At 45.0% G+C, this 24616-nt stretch carries 26 protein-coding genes; 11 read left to right on the top strand and 15 right to left on the bottom strand.

Annotated elements, in window-relative coordinates:
• Window positions 1–274 precede the first annotated feature (274 nt).
• The 7 genes from ACKI5J_RS14745 to rpmB all read right to left on the bottom strand — a co-directional run bounded on the left by ACKI5J_RS14745 (window position 275) and on the right by rpmB (window position 6044).
• Complete coding sequence (locus ACKI5J_RS14745) at window positions 275–1360, bottom strand: Ldh family oxidoreductase (protein ID WP_407430249.1); 1086 nt, start codon at window positions 1358–1360, stop codon at window positions 275–277.
• 2 nt (window positions 1361–1362) lie between these two features.
• The gene (gene bshC, locus ACKI5J_RS14750) at window positions 1363–2961 is read right to left on the bottom strand and encodes a bacillithiol biosynthesis cysteine-adding enzyme BshC (RefSeq protein ID WP_407430250.1); all 1599 of its coding nucleotides are present in this window, start codon (window positions 2959–2961) and stop codon (window positions 1363–1365) included.
• 47 nt (window positions 2962–3008) lie between these two features.
• A complete protein-coding gene (gene rimO, locus ACKI5J_RS14755) occupies window positions 3009–4343 on the bottom strand; it encodes a 30S ribosomal protein S12 methylthiotransferase RimO (RefSeq protein ID WP_407430251.1) in 1335 nt (444 codons plus the stop codon).
• A gap of 20 nt (window positions 4344–4363) precedes the next feature.
• On the bottom strand, window positions 4364–5326 hold the full coding sequence (ftsY, locus tag ACKI5J_RS14760; protein ID WP_407430252.1) for a signal recognition particle-docking protein FtsY: 963 nt from the start codon (window positions 5324–5326) through the stop codon (window positions 4364–4366).
• Between the two features lie 86 nt (window positions 5327–5412).
• A complete protein-coding gene (locus ACKI5J_RS14765; RefSeq protein WP_106293706.1) occupies window positions 5413–5577 on the bottom strand; it encodes a DUF4295 domain-containing protein in 165 nt (54 codons plus the stop codon).
• Window positions 5578–5608: 31 nt separating this feature from the next.
• A complete protein-coding gene (gene rpmG / locus ACKI5J_RS14770) occupies window positions 5609–5791 on the bottom strand; it encodes a 50S ribosomal protein L33 (RefSeq protein ID WP_106293708.1) in 183 nt (60 codons plus the stop codon).
• Between the two features lie 19 nt (window positions 5792–5810).
• The gene (gene rpmB, locus ACKI5J_RS14775; protein WP_106293710.1) at window positions 5811–6044 is read right to left on the bottom strand and encodes a 50S ribosomal protein L28; all 234 of its coding nucleotides are present in this window, start codon (window positions 6042–6044) and stop codon (window positions 5811–5813) included.
• Window positions 6045–6564: 520 nt separating this feature from the next.
• Between rpmB and ACKI5J_RS14780 the strand changes: the two genes are divergently transcribed.
• The 4 genes from ACKI5J_RS14780 (at window position 6565) to ACKI5J_RS14795 (ending at window position 10500) form a co-directional block, all read left to right on the top strand.
• Window positions 6565–8079 carry an MFS transporter gene (locus ACKI5J_RS14780; RefSeq protein ID WP_407430253.1) on the top strand — a complete coding sequence of 505 codons (1515 nt, stop codon included), beginning with the start codon at window positions 6565–6567 and terminating at the stop codon, window positions 8077–8079.
• Window positions 8080–8081: 2 nt separating this feature from the next.
• Window positions 8082–8312, top strand: a complete 231-nt coding sequence (locus ACKI5J_RS14785; protein WP_407430254.1) for a DUF6814 family protein — start codon at window positions 8082–8084, stop codon at window positions 8310–8312.
• A gap of 27 nt (window positions 8313–8339) precedes the next feature.
• A complete protein-coding gene (gene acs / locus ACKI5J_RS14790; RefSeq protein ID WP_407430255.1) occupies window positions 8340–10253 on the top strand; it encodes an acetate--CoA ligase in 1914 nt (637 codons plus the stop codon).
• Between the two features lie 61 nt (window positions 10254–10314).
• Window positions 10315–10500 carry a CsbD family protein gene (locus tag ACKI5J_RS14795; protein ID WP_407430256.1) on the top strand — a complete coding sequence of 62 codons (186 nt, stop codon included), beginning with the start codon at window positions 10315–10317 and terminating at the stop codon, window positions 10498–10500.
• 45 nt (window positions 10501–10545) lie between these two features.
• On the opposite strand, the gene ACKI5J_RS14800 is transcribed toward ACKI5J_RS14795, so the two are convergent.
• On the bottom strand, window positions 10546–11034 hold the full coding sequence (locus tag ACKI5J_RS14800) for a hypothetical protein (protein ID WP_407430257.1): 489 nt from the start codon (window positions 11032–11034) through the stop codon (window positions 10546–10548).
• Between the two features lie 369 nt (window positions 11035–11403).
• On the opposite strand from ACKI5J_RS14800, the gene ACKI5J_RS14805 reads away from it, so the two are divergent.
• Window positions 11404–11895: a D-glycero-alpha-D-manno-heptose-1,7-bisphosphate 7-phosphatase gene (locus tag ACKI5J_RS14805; RefSeq protein WP_407430258.1), complete on the top strand. Its 492-nt coding sequence runs from the start codon at window positions 11404–11406 to the stop codon at window positions 11893–11895.
• 109 nt (window positions 11896–12004) lie between these two features.
• Here ACKI5J_RS14805 and clpB read toward each other — a convergent pair whose 3' ends face one another.
• From clpB to pyrE, 3 genes are all read right to left on the bottom strand, one after another.
• Window positions 12005–14626, bottom strand: coding sequence for an ATP-dependent chaperone ClpB (clpB, locus tag ACKI5J_RS14810; RefSeq protein ID WP_407430259.1), 2622 nt, complete (start codon window positions 14624–14626; stop codon window positions 12005–12007).
• Between the two features lie 154 nt (window positions 14627–14780).
• A complete protein-coding gene (locus tag ACKI5J_RS14815; protein ID WP_407430260.1) occupies window positions 14781–15179 on the bottom strand; it encodes an SRPBCC family protein in 399 nt (132 codons plus the stop codon).
• A gap of 5 nt (window positions 15180–15184) precedes the next feature.
• The gene (gene pyrE / locus ACKI5J_RS14820; protein WP_407430261.1) at window positions 15185–15844 is read right to left on the bottom strand and encodes an orotate phosphoribosyltransferase; all 660 of its coding nucleotides are present in this window, start codon (window positions 15842–15844) and stop codon (window positions 15185–15187) included.
• Window positions 15845–15851: 7 nt separating this feature from the next.
• Here pyrE and ACKI5J_RS14825 point away from each other — a divergent pair, with 7 nt between their 5' ends.
• Complete coding sequence (locus ACKI5J_RS14825; protein WP_407430262.1) at window positions 15852–16454, top strand: NUDIX hydrolase; 603 nt, start codon at window positions 15852–15854, stop codon at window positions 16452–16454.
• On the opposite strand, the gene coaD is transcribed toward ACKI5J_RS14825, so the two are convergent.
• From coaD to ACKI5J_RS14840, 3 genes are read right to left on the bottom strand one after another with little or no spacing between them, the layout of a single operon-like run.
• Window positions 16449–16910 carry a pantetheine-phosphate adenylyltransferase gene (coaD, locus tag ACKI5J_RS14830; RefSeq protein WP_407430263.1) on the bottom strand — a complete coding sequence of 154 codons (462 nt, stop codon included), beginning with the start codon at window positions 16908–16910 and terminating at the stop codon, window positions 16449–16451. The genes ACKI5J_RS14825 and coaD overlap by 6 nt on opposite strands.
• Before the next feature lie 16 nt (window positions 16911–16926).
• Window positions 16927–17472 carry an RsmD family RNA methyltransferase gene (locus tag ACKI5J_RS14835; protein WP_407430264.1) on the bottom strand — a complete coding sequence of 182 codons (546 nt, stop codon included), beginning with the start codon at window positions 17470–17472 and terminating at the stop codon, window positions 16927–16929.
• On the bottom strand, window positions 17463–18302 hold the full coding sequence (locus ACKI5J_RS14840; RefSeq protein WP_407430265.1) for a DUF3822 family protein: 840 nt from the start codon (window positions 18300–18302) through the stop codon (window positions 17463–17465). Before ACKI5J_RS14840 ends, ACKI5J_RS14835 begins: the two co-directional genes overlap by 10 nt.
• A gap of 52 nt (window positions 18303–18354) precedes the next feature.
• Here ACKI5J_RS14840 and ACKI5J_RS14845 point away from each other — a divergent pair, with 52 nt between their 5' ends.
• The 4 genes from ACKI5J_RS14845 to ACKI5J_RS14860 all read left to right on the top strand — a co-directional run bounded on the left by ACKI5J_RS14845 (window position 18355) and on the right by ACKI5J_RS14860 (window position 23201).
• On the top strand, window positions 18355–19758 hold the full coding sequence (locus ACKI5J_RS14845; RefSeq protein ID WP_407430266.1) for an ATP-dependent RecD-like DNA helicase: 1404 nt from the start codon (window positions 18355–18357) through the stop codon (window positions 19756–19758).
• A gap of 122 nt (window positions 19759–19880) precedes the next feature.
• A complete protein-coding gene (locus tag ACKI5J_RS14850; RefSeq protein ID WP_407430267.1) occupies window positions 19881–20687 on the top strand; it encodes a metallophosphoesterase family protein in 807 nt (268 codons plus the stop codon).
• A complete protein-coding gene (locus tag ACKI5J_RS14855; RefSeq protein WP_407430268.1) occupies window positions 20677–21282 on the top strand; it encodes a hypothetical protein in 606 nt (201 codons plus the stop codon). Before ACKI5J_RS14850 ends, ACKI5J_RS14855 begins: the two co-directional genes overlap by 11 nt.
• A 53-nt stretch (window positions 21283–21335) precedes the next feature.
• A complete protein-coding gene (locus ACKI5J_RS14860; protein WP_407430269.1) occupies window positions 21336–23201 on the top strand; it encodes an LTA synthase family protein in 1866 nt (621 codons plus the stop codon).
• Window positions 23202–23209: 8 nt separating this feature from the next.
• Here the strand turns inward: ACKI5J_RS14860 and ACKI5J_RS14865 are convergent, their stop codons facing one another.
• The gene (locus tag ACKI5J_RS14865; protein WP_407430270.1) at window positions 23210–24046 is read right to left on the bottom strand and encodes a S1 RNA-binding domain-containing protein; all 837 of its coding nucleotides are present in this window, start codon (window positions 24044–24046) and stop codon (window positions 23210–23212) included.
• A 315-nt stretch (window positions 24047–24361) separates the two neighbouring features.
• Between ACKI5J_RS14865 and ACKI5J_RS14870 the strand changes: the two genes are divergently transcribed.
• Window positions 24362–24541, top strand: a complete 180-nt coding sequence (locus tag ACKI5J_RS14870) for a hypothetical protein (RefSeq protein ID WP_407430271.1) — start codon at window positions 24362–24364, stop codon at window positions 24539–24541.
• Window positions 24542–24616: the final 75 nt, after the last annotated feature.

Below are 24616 nucleotides of genomic sequence, written 5' to 3' on the forward strand. Positions count from 1 at the left end.
TGGCCCTGACATTAAGTTGTTTGCGAAGCCCTCCTTCACCGTAAAGATCATACTTTCGAACCCACTCTAATATCATACCCTCGCGGATGTGACGCTGGCGGGAAAGGCACAGGATTGGCTTCCCGGTCTTTACTTGAGAAACTATCTCCAGCTTCTCTTCAAACGTGTGTTTTGCCATAAATGATAAACCCCAAAAGTTGTTGTCCAACTTTTGGGGTTCACTTCACTATGATTCGCCGGCCCTTTTTTTAATACTTCTTTATTTAGTTACTTATCAGCCAAGCTTTTCTATACCCAGCATTTGTGCGAGCTCAGCAAGATCTTTAACAACCGGCTCTACGAGAGGAATTCCTTCTAATTTCCGAGATGCTTCAGCTTCGACTTCCGGCTCCCCTGGAATGATTACCGGTTGGTCGGGACTTATTGGTTTTGCAGATTTGAATCGTTCTATCCAGTTATCCATATGATCTTTAAAATCTTGAGCCGGACGGAATCCATCGATGCGCATAGCGCCATGAAAGTGTCCTATGCCCTCTCCAGGTAGATTAGGAAGGGGATCAAGAAAAGCTACAAAGGGCGGTACCCATGGTCCATAGTTTGCGCCTGACAGAATGGAGGTAAGAATATCGACCGTTGCACTTAATCCAAAACCTTTGTGGCTTCCGTGTTCACGGTCACTCCCCAGAGGTAAGAGTGATCCGCCCGCTTTCAGGGCATGCGCATCCGTTGTAGAGTCTCCGGTGTTAGTTTGCACCCAGCCCGTTGGTATAGCCTTCTCTTCTCTTTGCGCAATCTCCAGTTTACCATTTGCTGCTGCTGCTGTCGCCATATCTACAACTACAGGTGGATACTTTCCTGCAGGGAAGGCATAACACATCGGGTTGGTACCAAGAAGGCGTTCAGTTGTAAAGGTTGGTGCAACAAGCGGACTCGCATTTGTCATTGCTATCCCAATCATGTCTCGTTTTACTGCCTGCATGGCATGATATCCAGCAATTCCAAAATGATTAGAGTTCTTCACAGATACCCATCCCGAGCCGTATTTGTCGGCCTTTTCCATCGCAATTTGCATAGCGAACGGCGCAACTACGAGCCCCAGCCCCCCGTCGCCGTCTACAGTGGCAGTGCTGGCCGTCTCGTGAACGATTTTAATGTTCGGGGTGGCGTTGATTCTTTTCTTTTTCCAAAGTCGGATATATCCGCTTAATCTAGCTACTCCATGCGAATCTATACCCCGAAGGTCTGATGTCAAAAGGACGTCTGCTGCCAGAGCAGAATGCGTACTACTGCAACCCATTGCCAGGAAAACAGATTCTGTAAAAGCGCGCAGTTTTTTTTCCTCAAAGATGAAGGAATTCATAATTATGGTTCAATAATAGTGAATTTTGAGTCAAGAGGCTTGAAATGTCTTACTAACTCAGAAATTAATGTATCACCGTATTTTACAAAGTATATTCCAAAGTTTTCTGACCTTTCCTGCAAGCCGCCGCCGGGAAAATATCGCTCTTTCAGGCTCTCGATCTGTTGGAGTGTACCTTCATGATTTCTTTTCTCCGCCTTTATTAACTTTTTTTCCAGGTTCAGAAGTGCATGCTTGAGTCTTGCCTTTACAGCATCGGTGCTGGGAAGCAACGTTGGATCTATCTTGCAGGCTCGAAGTTTTAATTTTTCAAAAAGTGCCTGAAATTCTAATATCTCCTCCTGTAACGACAAGGAATGACGGCTATTTTTCAGTACCCATTCCTTTTTGAGGGTCTCGGTGTCCTTAAATATTTCCTTTGCCTGTAAATGTAATCGGCATAACTTACTGCTGAACGAATCGTCGGTAAGAGTTGCTGAATTCCTTAGAAGTACGATGGGGTAATTAACGTTGTACTGGTCGAAATTCTGCTTCAACTGCAGCCAGTATACCAATTCTGCGCCGCCACCTATATAAGCTATATTCGGAAGTATCACCTCCTGATATAGCGGCCGCATAACAACATTCGGACTAAAATGCTCAGGGAATGACCTGATTTCTGACCGTAATTGTTCTTGCGTAAATACAATATCCGTATTCAAAATATAATATAGACCCCCATCTTCAACAATACGCTCGCGCATATCACTCTTCATATAGAAAAAGTTGATGTTTCGGCTATTCACCTGGGGGTCAAAGCCAGCCTTTTTTAAGGCTGCACTAGCCTCGTTAATGGCTCTGAAGCTTTTTTCTTCTAAGATATCCTCCTCAATGATATCGGCGAACTGTCGCTTTAAGGTCGGCTCGTCTGCGTCAATGATGACAACACCATACGCTTCAAAGAGCGCGTTTACAAGGTAACGGGTTGCAGAAGCTAATGTCTTTTGTTCAAGATACGCAGTTTGGATTATTGCTGCTAAGCGATCTGAATTTTTTGATATGCCTAAAGAGTTCTGGTACGTTCGCAGGGCATCAGCTATCGTCTGTGGATTCAATCGTCCGGTTGCGCCACTGACTTGGGCGTCCCAAGAGATCTTTGTTCCAAAAAGGTTCACATGGTTAATTTCCGCAAAGTCATGATCTTCTGAAGCCATCCAATAGATAGGCACAAAGTCGTTCTCCGGATATTTCTCCTTAAGTTCTCTGGCTAAATTTATTGCCGTTACTATCTTATAGATGAAATAAAGCGGACCAGTGAATATATTAAGCTGATGTCCGGTAGTAACAGTGTAAGTGCCATCTTTCAATAATAATTTAATATTACTGTTTACCTGCGCATGAAGGGTGTCACCAGGCAGAGTTTCAGTATACTGGCGAAGCACTACATCATGGAGAACCTGACGATCTGCTGTTGCCTTTTTTTCAGCGATAAGCTTACCGAAGTTCTCGAGGGTAGGAAAATAAGATACGAAGGGTTTGAGTCTAGAATCCTGGGCCAAATAGCACAGAGCCGTGGATGAAAAACTGTTTGTCTCGTTATAATCGATGTAGGTTGCTTTCATCGTTTACGAAATTAGAGGAATTTTTCAATTCCTCAGGTTCTTATCATTTATTTGACAATCTGTCCATACAAATCAAAGTCTTCAGCCCTTTCAATATTCGCGTGGACAAAGCTTCCCAAAGTCGCATAGTTGCTTGAGGCATGCAGCAGGACCTCATTGTCAACCTCCGGAGAATCATATTCCGTTCGGCCGACAAAGTAATCACCTTCTTTTTTGTCAATTAATACTTTGAATGTCTTGCCTACTTTCTCCTGATTCTTTTCAAACGATATTTCCTGTTGAACATTCATGATTTCCTCAACACGCTGCTCTTTAACTTCATCAGGAACATCGTCTGTCAGAGAGTGAGCATGGGTCTTTTCCTCATGTGAGTAGGTAAAGCAGCCAAGTCTGTCGAAGCGTGTCTCTTCTACCCAGTCTTTCATCTCCAGGAAGTCTGATTCAGTCTCGCCGGGATAGCCGCAAATCAAAGTAGTCCTCAATGCGATCTCAGGGACTTTGTCGCGTATAGCGCTCACCAGGTCAATGGTTTTTTGCTTCGTAATCCCGCGACGCATGGACTTTAGCATCGGGTCACTAATATGTTGAAGCGGCATATCCAGGTATTTGCAGATATTATCGCGCTCATTCATCACATCAAGGACCTCCATAGGGAAGCCCGAAGGATATGCATATTGTAGTCGGATCCACTCCACGCCAGCTACATCAGAAAGATGGCGAAGCAGCTCATCCAAATTACGCTTTCCGTAGAGATCCAATCCATAGTAAGTCAGATCTTGTGCAATCAAAATCAATTCCTTAGTGCCATTTCTCACCAGTCCTTTGGCCTCTTTCACCAGGTCATCAATCGACTTTGAAACGTGCTTGCCTCTCATCAGAGGAATAGCACAGAAGGAGCAGGGACGATTGCAGCCCTCAGCTATTTTGAAGTACGCAAAGTGAGATGGAGTAGTGAGCAGGCGTTCTCCGAGGAGCTCGTATTTATAATCGGCACCCAGATTAGACAGGATGTTCTGCAGATCATTGGTTCCAAAGAATGCATCTACATTAGTAATCTCAGATTCCAGCTCTGGCTTATAGCGCTCAGAAAGGCATCCTGTAACGATCACTTTTCCCACTTTACCCTGTTCCTTTAGTTCGCTATACCGAAGTATGGTATCAATTGATTCTTGTTTCGCGTTATCGATAAAGCCACAAGTATTGATTACGATGATGTCTTCCTTCGCGATGGTCTCAGACTCATGAACAACATCTATCATGTTGCCACGGAGTTGTCCCATTAACACTTCTGAGTCGTATATATTTTTAGAACAGCCAAGAGTGATCACGTTCACTTTAGGCTTTTTTACCAGTTCTCTCTTCTTTGCACTATTCGTTATCATTCCATTCCCATCTAAGCACCCTAATTAAAAAGGCTATTCACAAATTCTTTCCTGTCAAAAAGCTGAAGATCATTGATTCCTTCTCCAACACCGATGTATTTGACCGGTATCTTGAATTGGTCTGAAATCCCGATAACAACGCCACCTTTTGCGGTACCGTCCAACTTAGTCAATGCCAGGGCGTTTACATCAGTCGCCTGAGTGAACTGTTTGCATTGCTCTATAGCATTTTGCCCAGTCGACGCATCTAAAACCAGCAGGATTTCATGAGGAGCACCTGGCACCACCTTTTGCATCACTGTTTTAATTTTAGTAAGCTCATTCATAAGAGCCACCTTATTATGTAACCTGCCAGCCGTATCGATTATGACCACATCCTCTCCAGTGGAAACAGCCGAATGAATGGTGTCGTAAGCAACAGAGGCAGGATCGGAGCCCATTGGCTGAGCAACAACGCGCACGCCAACACGCTCACCCCATAACTTCAATTGGTCGACGGCCGCAGCTCTGAATGTATCCGCGGCGCCGAGTACTACCTTGTTACCCGCTTGCTTCAGCTGATGAGCCAGCTTTCCGATTGTTGTCGTCTTGCCTACGCCATTTACGCCCACTACCATAATCACATAAGGCTTATGATGGCCATACTCAAAGCTTTCAAAATCGCTACTGTTATTTTCCGCCAAGAGCTGTTGAATCTCATCCTTCAGGAGATTGTTGAGTTCAGACGTGCCGAAGAACTTGTCCCTCGCTACCCGCGCCTGTATACGATCAATAATTTTTAACGTAGTAGCTACTCCTACATCAGATGTGACAAGAATTTCCTCCAGATTGTCCAGGACTTCATCATCGACAGTAGATTTACCTATTACAGCCTTAGTGAGTTTGGAAAAAAGACCATCTTTAGTCTTTTCCAGTCCTTTATCTAAAGCTTCCTTCTCGACAGGTGTAGTTTCCTTTTTTTTGAAAAAATCGAATAATCCCATTGTGGTGTAATATGCTGCCTATACAAAAAAAGCCCTCCTGATGTAGATCGGGACGGCTCCTTAATATTTTTAAAGGAATAAGCTCACTAAGCTTTTTTAGCTTCAGCAATAGCGTCTTTAACGTGGTCGTTATGTGCCATAATTTCTTTAAAAGTGTAAGCGCCGGTTTTGTCAGACTTAACCATTGTGATCACTTTAGAATACTCTTTGCCTTTTCCTGTTTTCAGGGTTGCAACTACTTTCTTTGCCATCTCTTTATACTTTAATTAGGAAGAACCTAAACTATTTAATTTCTTTATGAACAGTTACTTTCTTCAGGAAAGGATTGAATTTCTTCAGCTCCAAACGCTCAGTAGTGTTCTTTTTATTTTTGTTGGTGATATAACGAGACATCCCAGGTTCGCCACTAGCCTTGTGTTCTGTGCATTCTAAAATCACCTGAACACGGTTACCTTTCTTAGCCATTTTCTTCTTTTTAAATTAATTAAACGAATCCTTGCTTAAGGAATTTATTAATCACGGCGCTGATTCCGTTCTTATTAATAGTTTTGATTGCTGAAGTAGAAACTTTCAGCGTAATCCAGCGGCCTTCTTCAGGAATGTAAAATTTCTTTACTTTCAGGTTAGGATAAAATTTGCGCTTAGTCTTAACGTTTGAGTTAGAAACGTTATGACCTTTCATTGCCATTTTTCCTGTTAAATCACAAATTCTCGACATGACTATGTTGTGTATCTTTTTGTAAAAATCAGTCTCTTAAAGAGTTTGCAAATATCATAAGAATAAATTTAAATCGCAATATTTTTTAGCTAATTATTTTAATTACATCATTTTTATCCCAGGGACCTACCTCTTTACCTTGTGACCGTATGTAAGGCTTTTCTATCAAAGCGCTGATTTACCACCTCGATTTTTTACATATCATTCTTTCGATGCGGATACGCAGCACTTTAATCCCGATGTAGCATAACAGTTATCTCCTGCACCTCCGGCGGATATGACATTGATTTATCTTCATCATTTCAACACTTTCGCAATGGTATGAAGACCTTAATCCCCGACGATCTTACTATGTGCATCCTCGTCCTAAAGGCAAGGAGCACTTCCTGATTTACCCGAATTACTTCTCTACTACCGCACTGCACCAAATAGCTGTGCCAACATGTTTTTTGTTTTTTTAACCTTTCTATTCCATAATATTTATAATTTCAAGGTTGCTAACCAAAAACTAATTTGAATTATGGCCAACTCTTCAGTCTCTACACCGGTAGAGGGAAAAAACAAACTCTGGGGCGTGATAACCGCTTCCTCAGTGGGAACCCTTATCGAATGGTATGACTTTTACATCTTCGGTAGTCTCGCAACTATTCTATCTACCCAGTTCTTCCCCTTAGAAAATCCTACCGCTGCCTTTCTTTCTACTTTGGCCACATTTGCCGCCGGGTTTATCGTTCGTCCATTTGGAGCACTAGTGTTTGGCCGGCTGGGCGACCTGATCGGAAGAAAATATACATTCTTGCTTACTCTGGTTCTTATGGGCGGATCAACCTTTGCCATAGGTCTGATCCCGGGATTTGCCACAATCGGTTACGCCGCACCTATCCTGGTCTTACTATTGCGCCTGATCCAGGGCCTTGCTTTAGGAGGCGAATACGGAGGCGCAGCTACATATGTCGCTGAGCATGCGCCGCCAAACCGGAGGGGTTTTTACACAAGCTTTATCCAAACAACGGCTACAATGGGGCTCTTCCTTTCATTGGGAGTGATCCTTCTGATCAGGCATCTCGTTGGTGTTGATGCGTTCAATAGCTGGGGATGGCGTATTCCGTTTATTCTCTCTTCCGTGCTGGTGTTCGTATCGATTGTTATCCGTATGAAAATGCATGAATCTCCGCTTTTTGCGAAAGTCAAAGCAGAAGGAAAGACGGTGAAGAATCCTTTGAAGGAGTCGTTCGGAAAGAAGGAAAACCTGAAGATGGTTCTTCTTGCCCTCTTTGGTGCCACTGCAGGACAGGGGGTAATCTGGTATACCGGACAGTTTTACGCCCTGTCTTTCATTCAAAAAACAATGAGTGTCGAATTTGTGCAATCAAACTATATCATTGCGATCGGTCTCCTTCTGGCGACACCGTTCTTCATTGTTTTTGGAGGATGGTCTGATAAGATTGGAAGAAGGAACATCATGATGGCCGGTATGCTCTGCGGCATTCTGTTCTATCGGCCAATTTATAAACAGATGTATGCCTTGTCTGATGTGACTACTATGGTCGAAGTTCCGGCGAGCTCTAAAATTGAGCGACAAACCAATAAGAATGAAGCTGGCGAGTCACAGGTTGTTCAAACCACGGAGCGGCATTTTGCAGACGGCACCATCCAGAGGAAAATCACTTCTCAAACCGAAAATTCTAAATTAGTTGAAAGCACGGAAATAGTGTTGCCCACTTCTTCGTTCTGGATACTGGTAGCGTTGGTTTTTGTGCAGGTTCTGTTTGTTACCATGGTGTACGGGCCTATTGCAGCATTCCTGGTCGAACTGTTTCCCACCAATATACGTTATACTTCCATGTCTCTACCTTACCACATCGGAAATGGCGTATTCGGCGGATTAACACCTTTTATTGCCATCAGTCTGACTTCCCTGCCGGGAGCTACACCCTTTGATGGTTTGTGGTATCCCATAGGGGTAGCCGCCCTGTGCCTGATCATCGGCCTGGTATATATTAACAAAAATACTTACAATACAACCAACGACTAAAGATGAATTCATTACGTAAATACCTCGGAATACTCTGGTTGCTCTTAGGCGTTATACTAGGTATATACCTGTTCTATAAAGCAGCGGAGGCTCTAAGTGCGCCTACTACCAATGCAGAAGACTACGTATTTTGGATCGTCATCGTAACGATCTTTATCCCCATCCTAATTGGCTTTATACTATTCGGATATTACGCATATAAAGGAGAGTACCGCCGTGAAATTCAACAATAAATATTCATACAGATACCAATAATAATAATGAGAGAATTAAAAATTTCTTCTTTTGAGAATTACAAGGAAGTTTACGATTACAGTGTTAAACAGCCGGAAAAGTTCTGGTCAGAGATAGCAGAAAACTTTAGCTGGCGGAAGAAATGGGACAATGTCGTAAGTTGGAACTTTCGCGATCCAGAGATCAAGTGGTTTGAAGGCGCGAAGCTAAACATTACAGAAAACTGCCTCGACAGGCACCTGGAACATAACGGCGACACGCCGGCAATCGTTTGGGAGCCTAACGATCCTGAAGAGGAACATCGTATCCTTACTTACCGACAATTGCATGATAAGGTCTGCCAGTTTGCCAACGCACTGAAAAACAATGGAGTGAAAAAAGGCGATCGCGTATGTATCTATTTGCCTATGGTTCCGGAACTGGCAATAGCCGTCCTGGCTTGCGCGAGAATAGGGGCTGTCCATTCTGTTATCTTCGGTGGATTTTCAGCTCAGTCCATTGCTGATCGCATAAACGACGCTGATTGCTCAGTAGTGGTGACCGCCGATGGAGGCTTCAGAGGACCTAAAGATATTCCGCTTAAAGAGGTGATTGATGATGCCCTTGTCCAATGTCGCAGCGTATCCCGGGTAATCGTTCTGACCCGTAGCCGTACAGCTGTATCTATGATCAAGGGGCGTGATGTATGGTGGGAAGATGAGATTAAAAAAGTCGAAACTCAGGGAAATCCCGATTGCCCGCCAGAAGAAATGGATGCTGAAGATGTCTTATTTATCCTTTATACGTCCGGATCAACCGGAAAACCAAAAGGCATCGTTCATACTTGCGGCGGCTATATGGTGTATGCTGGCTACACATTTGCCAATGTGTTCCAGTATCAGCCGAAAGAAATTTACTTCTGTACTGCCGATATCGGCTGGATCACCGGCCATACCTATATCGTTTATGGTCCTCTTAGCCAGGGCGCAACAACGCTTCTGTTTGAGGGCGTTCCGACTTGGCCGGGACCAGATCGGCTATGGAATATCGTAGACGAATACAAAGTTAATATTCTCTATACCGCCCCAACGGCGATAAGATCCTTGATGAGTTTCGGAGACGATGTTTTGCAAGGCAAAGATCTTAGCTCCATTGCCAAACTGGGATCGGTAGGAGAGCCTATAAATGAAGAAGCATGGCACTGGTTCAACGAGAAGATCGGGAAGGGGCAGGCGCCAATTGCCGATACCTGGTGGCAAACAGAAACAGGAGGGGTCATGATCAGTCCGATAGCCGGCATAACGCCGACAAAGCCCGGCTACGCTACGCTTCCACTCCCCGGAATCCAACCCTGCCTGGTCAACGAAAATGGAGAAGAAATTTCTGGAAATGGTGTGAGCGGAAACCTGTGTATCAAGTATCCATGGCCAGGAATGCTTCGCACAACCTACGGAGATCATGAACGCTGCAGACAGACCTATTTTTCCGCGTACCCCGATATGTACTTCACGGGCGACGGTTGCTTAAGAGATGAAGATGGCTATTATAAGATTACAGGCCGCGTCGACGATGTCTTGAATGTATCAGGGCACCGTATAGGTACCGCCGAAGTAGAGAATGCTATCAATATGCACGCTGATGTTGTGGAGAGTGCTGTTGTAGGTTACCCTCACGCTATCAAAGGACAGGGTATCTATGCATATGTCATTTTAGGGAACTCTACACATAATGAAAAAACGCTGGTTACTCAGGATATTCTTAAGACCGTTACCCGTCTTATTGGCGCCATTGCCAAGCCAGACAAAATACAGTTCGTTAAAGGACTTCCTAAAACGCGTTCAGGCAAGATCATGAGAAGGATTCTGCGCAAAATAGCAGAAGGAGAAACCGGTAATTTGGGAGATACCAGTACACTTCTTGATCCCGCTGTAGTCGAGGAGATTCGGGAGGGAGCGCTGTAAGTGTCAAACAATTCCCATTATGCCTTGTTCTTCTGGTAGTATCTACTAAAAAACATATATCATGGACAAGCTAGAATTAAAAGGAAAGTGGAACGAGATAAAAGGAAAAGTTAAACAAGCATATGGCGATCTGACCGACGATGATTTAACCTATCACGAGGGAAAGGAAGACGAGCTATATGGTAAACTTCAATCCAAAACAGGCAAAACCAGAGACGAAGTGGTCGAATGGTTGAGAGGCCTATAAAGCAAAAGAAGGCGGTTTGGTTCATCCAAACCGCCTTCTTTACTACTATTTTATTTCCTTTGGCATCAGCTTTATGAACTTCGTTGAGTCAGAATCAAAGTAGCTGTTCATAGACACTTTTCCATCCTCCGTTTTCATAGCCATCTCTCCGTCGATCGTGATCTTATCTCCAACCCTCAATTTCCCGATTTCTTCTTTTAGAGGGGCGTTATCCTCAGGGATAAGCATGGCAAACCGCACTCCGTAAATCGACGAATCACCAACTGTTATACTCTTCAGATCCAATTTGTCAGCTGCGATGTTCTCCACTTGAAACGTCCAGTTTTTGAACGTTAACGCATTGTCACGTACATATCTGTTCAGGTTGGTAATTATTCTCGCTTTCAACACCTCTTTGTTCTGAAATATGTTAACGGTGTCCTGCGTTAGTTTCAAACGTTCCAGAAACTTTTTCTGAGATGGATCGGCCTTTTGTTCGCAGGACATTAAAGCCAGGAGGCACGCCAGGCCAGCCAGGTGTAAAATTCTTTTCATGTTAATCGGTTTATCAGACAAATCAATGTAAAAGTATCCTGATTGTCAAGCGTTTAAACATCTATATCCCCCCGATTTTGCCCCTTTGCGTCTAAACTACAGCTAAGAAATGTCGTTTAGACGCTAGAAAGCAAGTGTTAAGACTGATTATAAATTGAAAAAATATTTCTTCAACCGAAAATTTTCCTCGCGAGTCTCAGCTCCCTTATCCCGGTCTTCTCTTGGTTTCGTTTCCCCGCGGCAGGCGCCCTTGAAATGCCGAATGTATCGATGAACAGGCTTCCGCGGCTTCCGTGGTCAGTTAAACGCTCACTCTTTCGATCGTAATCTTTTGCCGCCGAAAATCAAAAGGAATCGTAGTTTTGGGTAATGGAAAAGAACAAGGCTGTCTTTCTCGACCGTGACGGCGTATTAAACCGAGAGTTAGGAGATTATGTATGCAAGCTGGAAGACTTTCACGTGTTGGAGCACAACTTCGAGCCACTGAAAGCATTACAAGACAGGGGATATCTGCTGATAGTCATCACCAATCAGGGCGGAACAGCAAAAGGCTGGTACAGCGAAGAAACGCTGGCTCAGATGCACAATCACCTCAAGGCTGTTTACAAGGCCCAGGGCATTCACCTCACAGAAATATACTATTGCAGGCACCACCCCGATTATAATGGCAAGTGCATGTGCAGAAAGCCGGGATCGCTGATGTTGGAAAAGGGAGTCGCCAGGTTTAATATTGACGCTGCTAATTCTTATTTCATAGGCGACAGGGAGCGTGATGTCATAGCAGGGGAGGCCGCAGGAGTTACCGGTATCTTGATTGATTCCGATCAGCCGATCAGCGAAGTACTCCATCTGATCTCATAAGACCGGGTTAAAAAAACTATCCCTTACCTTGCCCTATAAAGCGTTTGGCTTTAAGGGCAGGGTAAGGGATAGTTAAGCACTCGAAGTGCAAAAGCTTCAATATCGTATCTTAATGCGCCGGACTAGGTTCTTCAATCGCAGCTTTGTTCAGAAAAACAAATTTGTGGTCAAAGACATCTAAGACGATCCGGCTGTCTTTATCAATTTTTCCTGCCAGAATATCCTTCGACAGCTCATTCAAAATACGTTTCTGAATGACCCTTTTCAGCGGGCGCGCACCAAACTGCGGGTCGTAACCCAGCTGTGCCAGCCAGTCAAGTGCCTCGTCAGAAGCCTCAATCTCGATGCCCATCTCAGCAAGTGTCTGCTGCACGTGTTTGAATTGCAGCAAAACGATGTCTCGCAGTTCACTTCTGTTTAACGGCGTAAACATAATCAGCTCATCAATCCTGTTCAGGAATTCCGGACGGATCGTCTGCTTAAGCAGTTCGAAGACCTGGCTCTTGGTTTTAGCCACAATCTCATCCCGGTTACTATCAATCAGCGTGCTGAAATTCTCCTGGATCAAATGGGAACCGATATTGGAGGTCATAATAATGATCGTATTCTTGAAGTTTACCAGACGGCCCTTGTTATCAGTCAAACGGCCATCGTCCAATACCTGTAACAAGATGTTGAACACATCCGGGTGAGCCTTCTCAATCTCATCAAGTAAGATCACACTGTATGGCTTGCGTCTCACCGCCTCAGTCAGCTGCCCGCCTTCCTCATAACCCACATATCCCGGAGGCGCACCTATCAGTCTCGATACCGCATGCCTTTCCTGGTATTCACTCATGTCAATCCGCACCATAGCAGTTTCATCATTGAACAGGAACTCCGCCAGTGCCTTTGCCAGCTCCGTTTTACCAACTCCTGTTGTGCCCAGGAAGATAAACGAACCGATCGGTTTCTTTTTGTCTTGCAAGCCAGCCCTTGAGCGGCGGATCGCATCAGATATCGCCTCAATAGCCTCATTCTGTCCCGCCACACGTTTATGTAGCTCGTCTTCCAGATGAAGCAGTTTTACACGCTCGCTCTGAATCATCTTCGTAACCGGAATGCCCGTCCAACGCGATACAACCCCCGCAATATCTTCTGATGTCACTTCCTCCTTCAGCATGCGGCTGTCCGACTGTTTTTCGGCCAGCTCAGCCTTCAGCTTCTCAACCTGATCCTGAGCCTCCTTGATCTTGCCATAGCGGATCTCTGCTACACGACCGTAATCACCCGCCCGTTCAGCCTGCTGAGCCTCAAGCTTATAGTTTTCTATTTGCTCTCCAAGACCGTTTATTCCATCCACCAGGTCCTTTTCTCCCTGCCATGCAGCCCGCAGTGAATCCCGGTCAGCAGAAAGGTTGGCAATCTCTTCACTCAGTTCCTGGACCTTTTTATCATCATTCTCGCGTTTGATTGCTTCACGTTCAATCTCCAGCTGCATGATCTTACGTTCCAGCTCATCCACCGCCTCTGGCACTGAGTCCATTTCCAGGCGCAGCTTAGACGCAGCCTCATCCATCAGGTCAATCGCCTTGTCTGGCAAGAAGCGGTCTGATATATAGCGTTGGGATAGTTCCACTGCCGCAATAATCGCCTCGTCCTTGATCCTCACCTTATGGTGTGTTTCATAACGCTCTTTCAGTCCACGGAGGATCGAAATAGCATCCTGTGTATCAGGCTCATCTACCGTCACCTTTTGGAACCTACGTTCCAGCGCCTTATCTTTCTCGATATATTTCTGATACTCATTTAAAGTAGTCGCACCAATTGCACGAAGCTCACCACGTGCAAGAGCAGGCTTCAAAATGTTCGCCGCATCCATAGCACCCTCGCCGCCACCGGCACCCACAAGCGTATGGATCTCATCGATAAACAGGATAATTTCGCCATCGCTTTGTGTAACCTCCTTGATCACAGCCTTCAGACGTTCCTCAAATTCCCCCTTATACTTAGCACCCGCCACGAGCGCGCCCATATCCAGAGAGAAAACAGTCTTCGATTTCAGGTTCTCAGGCGCATCACCTTTGATGATCCTGAAAGCAATACCTTCAGCGATAGCCGTTTTTCCAACTCCCGGTTCGCCAATCAAGATAGGGTTGTTCTTCGTACGACGTGAAAGAATCTGGATCACCCGCCTGATTTCCTCATCCCGGCCAATCACCGGATCAAGCTTTCCTGACTCCGCATACTCGTTCAAATTACGGGCGTACTTGTTCAAAGCATTGAAAGTCACCTCGGCATTCTGATCAGTTACCTTCTGATCGCCACGCAGATCATTGATGGCCTTTTTTAGATCCTTCTCGGTAACGCCCGAATCCTTCAGAAGTGAACTAGTCTTCCCCGATGTGGTCAATATCCCAAGCAGGATATGCTCAACAGAAATAAACTCATCTTTAAATTCCTTCAGATATGCCTGAGCTTTCTGCAAAGCAGAGTTCGTATCCGATGAGAGGTATATATTACTACCGCTAACCTTAGGATAACTCTGGATTTCAGCGTCCAGAATAGTGTTGAGACGGTTAATATTAACGTTTAGTTTCTTCAGAAGGAAAGGAACAACGTTCTCATCTACCATTAGCAGACCTTTCAACAGATGCGCGTTCTCTATGGCCTGCTGCTGATTACCCGCAGCAATCTCAGAAGCCTTTTGAACAGCTTCCTGGGCCTTTATGGTATAATTGTTAAAGTTCATATCTTTTCCTTTTTTGCATAATAGTGCACAAAAAAAAAGCCAGAACCTGAAAGGATCCGGCGACATGAAAAATTGTCGGATTAAAACGATTTCTGCTGACTAAAAGTCTGTTCGTTAAAGACTTACATGAAGCTTTGTCTGAGACAAGGCAGTCCTAAGACAGTGCTTGTTTCAACGCACTCACTTCATGTTCAGTCAGTTTCTTAAGCGGGCCGCTGGCCATCACTTTCATCATCATATTAAGTTCGGCAGATACAGTAAGTACAGCCTCAGTGGTATTGTCGCCCATGTCGGCCACCAGCCATCTCATCTCCACATGAAAAGGAACCTGGGATCCCGGAACGATGATAACACTCGTATCAGAAATCCTGTTGGAGATCTTCAGTGAAAGTTTCGCCATATTCTGAATGGAAAAACTAGCTTCATCAACAGAAGAACGCCATTCTGAAATCATCTCAGGCATTAATTGCTCATGATTATTAAAATCCGACAGAAAAGCATACACCTCTCCAACCGGTCTGTTTATAGTCTCTTTACTTTCAAATACAGTCATAACAATCAAGATAAGTTAGATACCGACTCACTCCATTCAACGGGGTTGTCTCTCCATTTTCTTAATAGCTCAACATCCTCTTTTGTTATAAAACGATGTTCAGACGCATATTCAATTAAGGCATTATAGTTAGAGAGCGTTGAAAAACGACATCTTGCATTTTTAAAGTTCTCCGTTGCTTCCGGTAATCCGTAACTGAATATTGCTACGATGCCAGCTACATCACAACCTGCAGCGCGCAGCGCCTCAACAGCCTGTATACTGCTTTTGCCGGTAGAGATTAAATCTTCAACAAGTACAACACGTTGACCTTCATGGATTTCTCCTTCAATCAGGCTGCCTGTTCCATGATCTTTGGCTTTCGCGCGTACGTATGCAAATGGCAGACCGAGGTCTTGTGCAACAAGCGCACCTTGTGGAATCCCGGCAGTAGCAACTCCGCAGACAACACCTACAGATCCGTACTCTTCCTGAATCAACGCAGAAAGATTTTGACGGATGTAAGTTCTTATAGCTGGATATGAAAGAGTTATGCGATTATCACAATAAATAGGCGATTTTAATCCCGAAGCCCAGGTAAATGGTTTAGTAGGTTGTAATTTTATTGCTTTTATTTGTAACAAAAATTCGGCAACTTTCTGCTCAATCTCACTTTTGTTGATCATGACACAAATGTATAGAATTTATATTAACGAAACAGCTTTAATCATCTCAGAATTTGTCCCGAAAGGGCTTGGTAAAATTCAAAATATTGACCCTCAGGAATTTGTATTTCGTGATTTTTATAAACAAGCCAGGAAGAGCGGACCTGGAAATCATCTGATTTTAGTCGACAATGCGAAGGAGTACTTTAAGAAGTTGCGTAAAGCGTATCTGGTCATAAAAGCTGCCGGAGGCATCGTTTCAACTCCCGATTTGGAGTACCTGTTTATTTTCAGAAAGGGAAAATGGGATCTCCCCAAAGGAAAATTAGATGAAGGAGAGAAAACCAGGAGTGCCGCTGTGAGAGAGGTCGAAGAGGAATGTGGTATCAAGGTCGAACGTCTTCTGGATAAGTTGGCCAATACCTGGCACGTATATGAGGAGCGTGGCGAAATTATTTTCAAGAAGACCAGCTGGTACCGTATGGAAGCTCCCAAGCAGAAGCTGATTCCACAACTCGAAGAAGATATTACAGACGCACGATGGATGTCAAAAGACGACTTCGGCTTAATCCAAATGAATACCTATCCCACCATAAGCAACATCCTCGACCTGATTAAGCCACCACTATAAAAACCGTAACGCCTCTTTCGGCACAAACTTGCTGATATCTCCGTGGTGCCTTAAAATATCACGGACGATTGTTGAACTGATGGACGAGTATCCCGGATTGCTTAGTATGAAAATACTTTCGATGCTGGGCTCAAGTTCATGGTTCATTTGCGCAATCGCCTTTTCGTATTCAAAGTCTGATACCGTACGAATACCTCGCAGCATATATAAGGCACCAATCTCCTTACAAAAATTGATGGTCAGCCCTTCATATGCCGTAACTTCGATCCGTGGTTCGTCAGCAAAAACAGCCTCCATCATTTGGATGCGGATCTCCGGACTGAGTAAGGCATTTTTGTTACTGTTCTTTCCTATACCTATAACTACTTTGTCGAATAAGGAGACCGATCTTTTAATGATGTCGACATGAGCAATGGTAATTGGATCAAATGATCCGGGGAAAAGGGCTATTTTCATCGTTAATAAGGTATAATTATTCCGGGTCTTTAAGTTCGAAAAAGCTGAATGACGAATATCCGTATTTTCGTTGTTCAACAAAGTTCGGATGATCCGCCAGCCTTTTCATCGTATGATGCTCTACAATCAGCACGCCACCCGGGTTTAGCAATTCCCTCTCAAAAACGAGCTGGGGAATCAGCGGAATCTCAGCAATATCGTAAGGCGGGTCGGCAAATATCAGGTCATATCGGTCTGTTTCCTCCCGGAGATATTTAATCACATCAGCCCTTTGCGGCTTGATCGCGTCAAGGCCATATTGTTTTACCACTGCACGCAGAAAGTTATAACAGCCACGGTCCAGATCCACGGAAACAATATCCTGTACACCCCGCGATGCAAATTCAACCGATACGCTTCCGGTACCGCTGAAAAGATCGAGTACCTTCAGCTCCTCCAGGTCATACTGGTTGTGCAATATATTGAATAGCGCCTCCTTAGCCATATCCTTCGTAGGTCGCACGGGTAAACCGGCTGGTGGGTTGAGGCGTATCCCCTTGAGTTTTCCGCTTATTATTCGCATACGCTCATACTGAGTAATGAAAAAAACTGGTGGGATGGCAGCAGTTTGAAAGAGTCAGGATGCTTAACTACTGACGTACTGTCACAAAAGCGTATGTATTGAAAATAACGCGCAATCCTTTTATAAAGCTCACTGTATTTCTCTATCTCCCCGGCAAGCAGTACAGGAGTGTTCGGCTGAAGGTCAAACTGTTGCTTAACCAGCAGCAGGTAATAATTGAAGTCATCGGCATTTTCGAACGAAAAGATGTTGTAGAAAACGAATTCCCCGTCTGATACAATCACCATCTCGAAAGAGTCTGTATTGAACTGAATGAACGTCCGCATACCGCTTGCATCCGGAAACGCTTTTAGAGCACTTTCAATAAGGGGCTCCGCCTGCGAATAAACCACCGCATGCTTAAACCTTTTCTTTAATGGGGCAATAACGCTGTCTTCAACAGCACTTATGGCAAAAATTTTACCTTCAAGCATCGCATTTGTCAAGGTGCTTGTCGGCTTGGTACTCTGAACGAAATTTTTGAAGCTTGACGAAGAACTTTCTGCATACAGCTCTGCAGGGATAAAAACAAAGTTGAACGTCTCCGAGCTCACTTTTACCCGTCCGAAACTTTCGTTTAAATACGCATGCTGAGCCGCTAGACCAGCGAAGGCCTCTTCCATAGAACCAGAAAGCGCCGCATCATATATAACATACAGCTCATTCGATTGTATGTTCCTTATGGCATAAGATAGCTTATGTTTGCTATGCTTGATGAGCAACTCACACGAGCCGGCCTGTTCAGGAAGGTAATTTTTATCTTTCAGATGAAGTGTTCCGACATTGTTCATTACAGCAAAACTAAATGTTTTTTAGAAGGAATTCGCATTTTTGCATGTCAATATGAAGGTAAGTGATCTCCTGAACCAAAACTTCGGCCTCAATCCCACCACTCAGCAGCTGGAAGTATTCAAAAAGCTTGAACGCTTTTTAACTTCTGATGATCCCAGGGCTTGTTTTGTTATGCGCGGCTATGCCGGAACCGGGAAAACTACCATTATCGGTTCGTTGGTTCGGATCTTCCCCAAACTGAAGCTGAAGTCTTCTCTTATGGCGCCCACTGGAAGGGCAGCAAAAGTTATCAGCAATTATTCTGGCCGAAAGGCTTTCACTATCCACAAAAAGATCTACCGGAAAAAGAATGCGGCTACTTTGGATATGGACTTCGTGCTAGGTCATAACATGGCAGAGGATACCATATTCATTGTCGACGAGTCGTCGATGATCTCGAATGAAGAGGGCGGCTTCGGTAAACACGGACTGCTTCAGGACCTGATCTCCTACGTTTATCAGGGCAAGAACTGCAAGCTCCTGCTGGTGGGAGATACCGCGCAGCTTCCGCCCGTAGGCTCAGACTCCAGCCCCGCGCTCGATCCCGCACTACTGAGAGACGGCTTCGGTCTCCACGTTCATTATCATGAGATGACCGATGTGGTTCGGCAGCAGAAACTCTCCGGCATCCTTTATAATGCCACTAACCTGCGCGAGCTTATTCGCACAGGCAAAACAGACTTTCCGAAAATTAAGGTGGCCGGCTATCCGGATATCTATCAAATGACAGGAGAGAAGCTCTCTGAAGGTCTTCATTACGCCTACAGCAAGTTCGGCATGGAAAATACCCTGGTCATCTGCCGGTCTAACAAAAATGCCAATAACTATAACCTGCAGATCCGTAACCGCATCCTCGCCCGGGAGGATGAACTAACGGGAGGCGACTACCTCATGGTAGTCCGCAATAATTATTTCTGGCTCGAAAAGGAAGAATCCTCCAACGCCTTCATTGCTAACGGCGACATAGCAAAAATTCGGAAGGTTCGCCATATTCAGGAGCTTTATGGCTTTCGTTTTGCCGACGTGGTACTTGATTTTATTGATTATCCAGACGAAGAGCCGCTCCATTGTAAAATACTCTTAGACACCATCTATGCAGACGGCCCCGGCCTCAGCAGGGAGGATGGCCGTCGGTTCTATGAAGAGGTTATGAAAGATTACGCCGACATCCGCGACAAGAATAAGCGAATGGAAGAGCTCAAGAAAAACCCATACTACAATGCCCTCCATGTGAAGTTCTCCTACGCCGTCACCTGTCATAAAGCTCAGGGCGGGCAATGGGATGCAGTATTCGTAGACCAGGGGTATATGACCGACGAAATGATGAATACCGACTTTCTCAGGTGGCTCTACACCGCAGTTACCCGTTCTGTAAAGGAGCTTTACCTCGTCAACTTTAGTGAGAAATTTTTCTGATCAAATAACACAATTTCTAAACCGGCGTAACACCGCGCTGTTATGAATGATCTAACAGTCATAGAAATCTCTTATTTGACCTTTTGACCTGATAAGTCAAATATAAAACACAAATTTGTGTCATGATGTTCAGAAGGCTTTTGTTCCTTTCAGTTTTTGGTGTCGCCCTGCTTCAGGCTTGCAGCAGTATAGAATATAGTCCCAATCAATCCTCTGACTCGAAAAGTCCGCGGGACCTTAACAAGAAGTCCCTCGCCCGATTAGCGGAAACTCCCGGCGATGATACCATCCGCTTTGTACTTACCGGCGACAGTCAGCGCGAATACAAATACGCTGAAAAGTTGGTGGAAACGGTCAATAAGATCCCTGGCGTAGACTTCGTTTTACTCGCAGGCGATATTTCCGATTTCGGACTTCTTCAGGAGATGGAATGGGTTCACGGAATCTTTTCCAAACTGAATATGCCCTACATAGGCGTCGTTGGTAACCATGACCTTGTGGCCAATGGGGAAGAGGCTTTTATCAAGATGTTCGGCGAATTAGACTTCAGCTTCGTCTACCAGGGGGTGAAGTTCATCTGCCATAATACGAACAGTCGCGAGAATAAGTTTAGCGGCAACGTTCCTGACCTTCCCTGGCTTGCGCGCCAGCTGAAACCCCAGGAGGGGGTCGATGCCTATATTCCTGTCGCCCACGTGCCGCCCGACGGCGTGGATTTCGATCCGAGGCTTGTCGACAAATATACCAGGATGATTAACCGGTCGCCTAACACCCTGGCATCACTTTACGCACATACGCATTCGCAGGACGTGTATTACTTCTATGGGGACCCCATTCCATATCTCGTTACCGATGCTATTGAACATCGCCAGTTTCTGCTGATAGAGATCGTTAACGGTCAACTTAATTACCAAAACATTGAATATTAAACACCTCATCGGAGCACTGTTTGCCACCTTTCTCCTCGCGCAGACGAACCTGGCAAAAGCGCAGTTCCCCGAACGGCTTATCCCCCAATCTGCGCTATCGCAATACGCCGGAAGCATCGGTTTTCTCAGCGCCGGAGCCGGTTATGAGCTTTTCAAAAATGACAGGGGATCTCTGGATTTTATGTATGGATTTGTTCCCAGGAACAAGGGGGGCAGGCTGCATATCGCCACCGTTAAATTCGCTTACAGGCCTGTTGAAATTAAGCTGAACGACTGGGCTACATTATATCCGTTGAACCCAGGAGCTTTTGTCAGCTATCATTTCGGCCCAAAGTTTGATTTTCAATGGGACAAAGATACCTATGAAGAAGGCTACTACTGGTGGTCCACAGCCCTTCGTCCGCATATCTCCCTGGGTACAGAAGTGAAGATCAACACCCGCAAAATCGCGCCGTCTCTTCAGATCAAATCGCTAAGCGTGTATTCAGAGTTCAATACCAACGAGCTTTATCTGGTTAGTTACTATCAGAACGCGGGGACACTCTCTCTAACTGACATATTCAAACTCGGCTTTGGAGTGCGCGTAGCTTTTTAGAAGATGAATTTAATTGGTTAAGCTATATTTGCGGTCTATTATTTCCGATCTCCATGTTTCGTAATCTCGTTGTCTTACTGCGTTACTTCACTTTCTGGATCATTTTTTTCTTCCTGGAACGAGCCGTCTTTGTTCTTTACAATATAGGCAGTATAAGCGACGCCCAGATAAGCGAGATCATGAAGATATTTCTTTACGGACTCTGGATGGATGCTTCCATGACGGGCTATATCTGCGCACTGCCGCTGGTAGTCTATATGGTGCTCTGGCTGATTCCTAAAGCCAGAATTCCGGCGAAGATTATCAAAGTCTACAGCTACCTCCTGATTATTCTTTTTTCCATTGCCACAGTCATCAACTTTAATATCTACCGCGAGTGGGGAACCAAACTGAACTTCCGGGTCTTCGAATTTGCTTTCGGTTCGCCGTCCGAAGCGATGGCTAGCACAGCATCATCACCGATACTCCTCACACTTGCCATACTTGTAGCCCTGATCGTCCTTTCTGTAAGCTTATTCCACCTGCTGGTACGTTTTGAAGTTGTCAAACAAGGGAACGTTTTCCTGAAACTGGTAATCGGTATTTTCATTATGGGATTGAACTTCCTCGCCATACGCGGTGGCTGGCAGCTCTCTCCGATGAACGAAAGTATGGCCTATTTCTCTCAGAAACCTATCCTGAACTATGCCGCTGTCAATACAGAGTGGGGTCTTATACGCGACATGATGAAAGCGGGCTCGACCAGCAAGAATGTATTTTTGTTTTATACTCCCCAGGAAGCGAAAGCCATTGTTCAGGATCTTTATGCCCGGCCCGAGGGTGAAAATATCCGAATCATGCAAGCTGAAAAGCCCAATATCGTGCTGATTATCATGGAGAGCCATACCGGTAATGTGGTAGAAAGCCTCGGAGGAGAGAAGGGAGTTAGTCCGGAAATGGAGAAACTCATCAGCGAGGGAGTCTTCTTCGACCAGGTATATTCTTCTGGCAGTCGCACCGATAAAGGCGTGGTCTCTGTTCTTAGCGCCTTCCCTGCTCAGGGCAAGCGGAGTATTATGAAGGAGAATAGCAAGCAGATTAAGATTCCTGCCCTGTCTGCTACCCTGGCAGACCAGGGCTTTTCTACTTCCTTCTATTATGGCGGAGAGAGCCGGTTCTTCAATATGAAGTCTTATTTGCTGAGCCATAACTATCAGGAGATAATAGACAAGAATGATTTCGAACGCCAAGATCTCAGCTCCAAATGGGGTGCCTTTGATGGAGCCGTGTATCTCAAGATGCTCGACCAGTTAGGGCAAAAGCCTTCACCTTTTTTCAGTACCTTTCTCACCCTGACCAACCACGAACCGTTCGACTTGCCCGGAAAACCACGTTTCTCCGGAAATGATGTTCAGAATAAGTTCCGTAGCACCGCCTTTTACGCAGATTCCTGCCTGGGAGCATTTATCAGAGAAGCGAAGACCAAAAGCTGGTATCAGAATACGCTGTTTATCATGGTGGCCGATCATGGACATTACCTGCCCTTCGAGAATCTGGAGATTTCTGATCCCAAGCGCTACCGTGTACCGCTGATTTTCTTCGGAGAAGTCATTAAGCCTGAATACAGGGGTACCAAAATCCATAAGGTGGGCAACCAAACAGATATTGTGTCGACGCTATTGAGCCAGCTGAATATCGACCCAGGTGCCTATCCCTGGAGCCGGGATCTGCTGCACCCTCAAACCCGCGATTTCTCTTTCTTTAACTGGGATCATGGCATAGGGGTGATCAACGAAACACAAGCCATCTCGTATGAAACCGTCGGCAAAAGCATTATCTACAAACGAAACGAGAGCCACTCACCGCAGGAAGATGAAGAGCTGCTTAAATATGGAAAAGCCAGCATGCAGGTGGTTTACCAGCAGCTGATTGATTTCTAAAAGTAATGTTAATCTTCCTGGACCAGTCTGATCTCATAGTCAGATACCGTAATCAGCCTGTCTTTATACAAGCCGCCGATACTTTTTCTGTAAGCCTTCTTGCTGATCTTGAAGCGCTCGTAGATTTCCTCCGGACTGCTCTTGTCGCCCAAAGGAATCACTCCGTTGTATTTCTTTAGCTCTTGCATCAATACATCTTTTGTATCCAGAATATGGCCATAGCCGGTAGGCTGCAGCGTCAGGTCAATTTTACCTTCCACTCGGATCTTCTTGATCCAGCCCTTGCGCATGTCGCCCGGCTGAACATTGTCAAAGACCTCATTATGATAAAGCAAGCCGATGTAGCGATCATTAATAATAGCGTTAAAACCGAGATCTGTCTCCTCGGCAATCAGCAGGCTCACCTCGTCACCCTCTTCGAATTCGAAGTTTTTATCCTCCACATAATCAGACAGGCGCGAAGACGCCAGCATGCGTCCGTTACTTTCATCCAGATAGACGTAAACGACGTAGCTTTCCCCTTTTTTCATCGGGCGTTTCTGATCCCGCTTAGGTACATACACGTCCTTGTCAATGCCAAGGTCGAGATAGGCACCATCCTCTGATTCGTCTGTTACTTCAAGAAAAGCAAACTCATCTACAGTAGCGTAAGGTGTCTGGTTGGTGGCAATAATTTTGCCTTCTTTGTTCAGGAACGTGAAAACGTTTATAATGTCGCCTGGTTCGGCAATTTTAGGAGCATGATTATAAGGCATCATTACTTCTGTTTCTCCGTCTGTCAGCAAAATACCAACGTCTGTCTTCTGTAAGATTCTGAGGTAATTAAATTTTCCGATGTCTATCATGCTCTTTCTGTTAATGCACCCAATAGTAAGGGTGCATTAAACGCAAAGATAGCTACTTTTTCTTTTTTGCCACTATGGGCTCGGGTTTAGATACCGAATTCTTGCTCGACTGGTAATCTGACTTTTCTTTCTTTGCTTCCGTTTTCGGTTCCTTTTTCTTGTCTCTGCTCATCTCGATAGGTTTTAATGTTTTTCAGGTAAAAGAACAGCCGCACGGGGCAGCATATGTTTCTTGATCAAGTTAATCAAATTTTAGCTATCATAGGTTGATTAATAGTGTGTTGTAAATGTGATTGTTGAGCAAAACAGATGGGTGTGAAAATCTTAATCACAGATTCTCCTGATTTCAGCAAAGGTAACGTTTATATGCAGGCGATAACAGGCGCAGATTCTCCCGGGATCAGTCCGACCTGGGGTATGAAAAGTCGGACTTTTGACTGGCTTTTCACTGGTTGTCTCCACTTTCATACCGACGATGTATACACCTTTATATGAAGGCGTTCTATCCTGTTCCCCTTGTCTTTTTAGTGCAAAATCGGCTCAATTCCGGAAGATTTCGGAAAAAATCGC

The sequence above is a fragment of the Arcticibacter sp. genome (assembly GCF_045629565.1).
GTDB lineage: Bacteria > Bacteroidota > Bacteroidia > Sphingobacteriales > Sphingobacteriaceae > Arcticibacter.

Bases quoted from the DNA above. Each gene is read 5' to 3' on its own strand.
- ACKI5J_RS14745 (WP_407430249.1), bottom strand. From the start codon at position 1,360: ATGAATTCCTTCATCTTTGAGGAAAAAAAACTGCGCGCTTTTACAGAA.
- bshC (WP_407430250.1), bottom strand. From the start codon at position 2,961: ATGAAAGCAACCTACATCGATTATAACGAGACAAACAGTTTTTCATCC.
- rimO (WP_407430251.1), bottom strand. From the start codon at position 4,343: ATGATAACGAATAGTGCAAAGAAGAGAGAACTGGTAAAAAAGCCTAAA.
- ftsY (WP_407430252.1), bottom strand. From the start codon at position 5,326: ATGGGATTATTCGATTTTTTCAAAAAAAAGGAAACTACACCTGTCGAG.
- ACKI5J_RS14765 (WP_106293706.1), bottom strand. From the start codon at position 5,577: ATGGCAAAGAAAGTAGTTGCAACCCTGAAAACAGGAAAAGGCAAAGAG.
- rpmG (WP_106293708.1), bottom strand. From the start codon at position 5,791: ATGGCTAAGAAAGGTAACCGTGTTCAGGTGATTTTAGAATGCACAGAA.
- rpmB (WP_106293710.1), bottom strand. From the start codon at position 6,044: ATGTCGAGAATTTGTGATTTAACAGGAAAAATGGCAATGAAAGGTCAT.
- ACKI5J_RS14780 (WP_407430253.1), top strand. From the start codon at position 6,565: ATGGCCAACTCTTCAGTCTCTACACCGGTAGAGGGAAAAAACAAACTC.
- ACKI5J_RS14785 (WP_407430254.1), top strand. From the start codon at position 8,082: ATGAATTCATTACGTAAATACCTCGGAATACTCTGGTTGCTCTTAGGC.
- acs (WP_407430255.1), top strand. From the start codon at position 8,340: ATGAGAGAATTAAAAATTTCTTCTTTTGAGAATTACAAGGAAGTTTAC.
- ACKI5J_RS14795 (WP_407430256.1), top strand. From the start codon at position 10,315: ATGGACAAGCTAGAATTAAAAGGAAAGTGGAACGAGATAAAAGGAAAA.
- ACKI5J_RS14800 (WP_407430257.1), bottom strand. From the start codon at position 11,034: ATGAAAAGAATTTTACACCTGGCTGGCCTGGCGTGCCTCCTGGCTTTA.
- ACKI5J_RS14805 (WP_407430258.1), top strand. From the start codon at position 11,404: ATGGAAAAGAACAAGGCTGTCTTTCTCGACCGTGACGGCGTATTAAAC.
- clpB (WP_407430259.1), bottom strand. From the start codon at position 14,626: ATGAACTTTAACAATTATACCATAAAGGCCCAGGAAGCTGTTCAAAAG.
- ACKI5J_RS14815 (WP_407430260.1), bottom strand. From the start codon at position 15,179: ATGACTGTATTTGAAAGTAAAGAGACTATAAACAGACCGGTTGGAGAG.
- pyrE (WP_407430261.1), bottom strand. From the start codon at position 15,844: ATGATCAACAAAAGTGAGATTGAGCAGAAAGTTGCCGAATTTTTGTTA.
- ACKI5J_RS14825 (WP_407430262.1), top strand. From the start codon at position 15,852: ATGTATAGAATTTATATTAACGAAACAGCTTTAATCATCTCAGAATTT.
- coaD (WP_407430263.1), bottom strand. From the start codon at position 16,910: ATGAAAATAGCCCTTTTCCCCGGATCATTTGATCCAATTACCATTGCT.
- ACKI5J_RS14835 (WP_407430264.1), bottom strand. From the start codon at position 17,472: ATGCGAATAATAAGCGGAAAACTCAAGGGGATACGCCTCAACCCACCA.
- ACKI5J_RS14840 (WP_407430265.1), bottom strand. From the start codon at position 18,302: ATGAACAATGTCGGAACACTTCATCTGAAAGATAAAAATTACCTTCCT.
- ACKI5J_RS14845 (WP_407430266.1), top strand. From the start codon at position 18,355: ATGAAGGTAAGTGATCTCCTGAACCAAAACTTCGGCCTCAATCCCACC.
- ACKI5J_RS14850 (WP_407430267.1), top strand. From the start codon at position 19,881: ATGATGTTCAGAAGGCTTTTGTTCCTTTCAGTTTTTGGTGTCGCCCTG.
- ACKI5J_RS14860 (WP_407430269.1), top strand. From the start codon at position 21,336: ATGTTTCGTAATCTCGTTGTCTTACTGCGTTACTTCACTTTCTGGATC.
- ACKI5J_RS14865 (WP_407430270.1), bottom strand. From the start codon at position 24,046: ATGATAGACATCGGAAAATTTAATTACCTCAGAATCTTACAGAAGACA.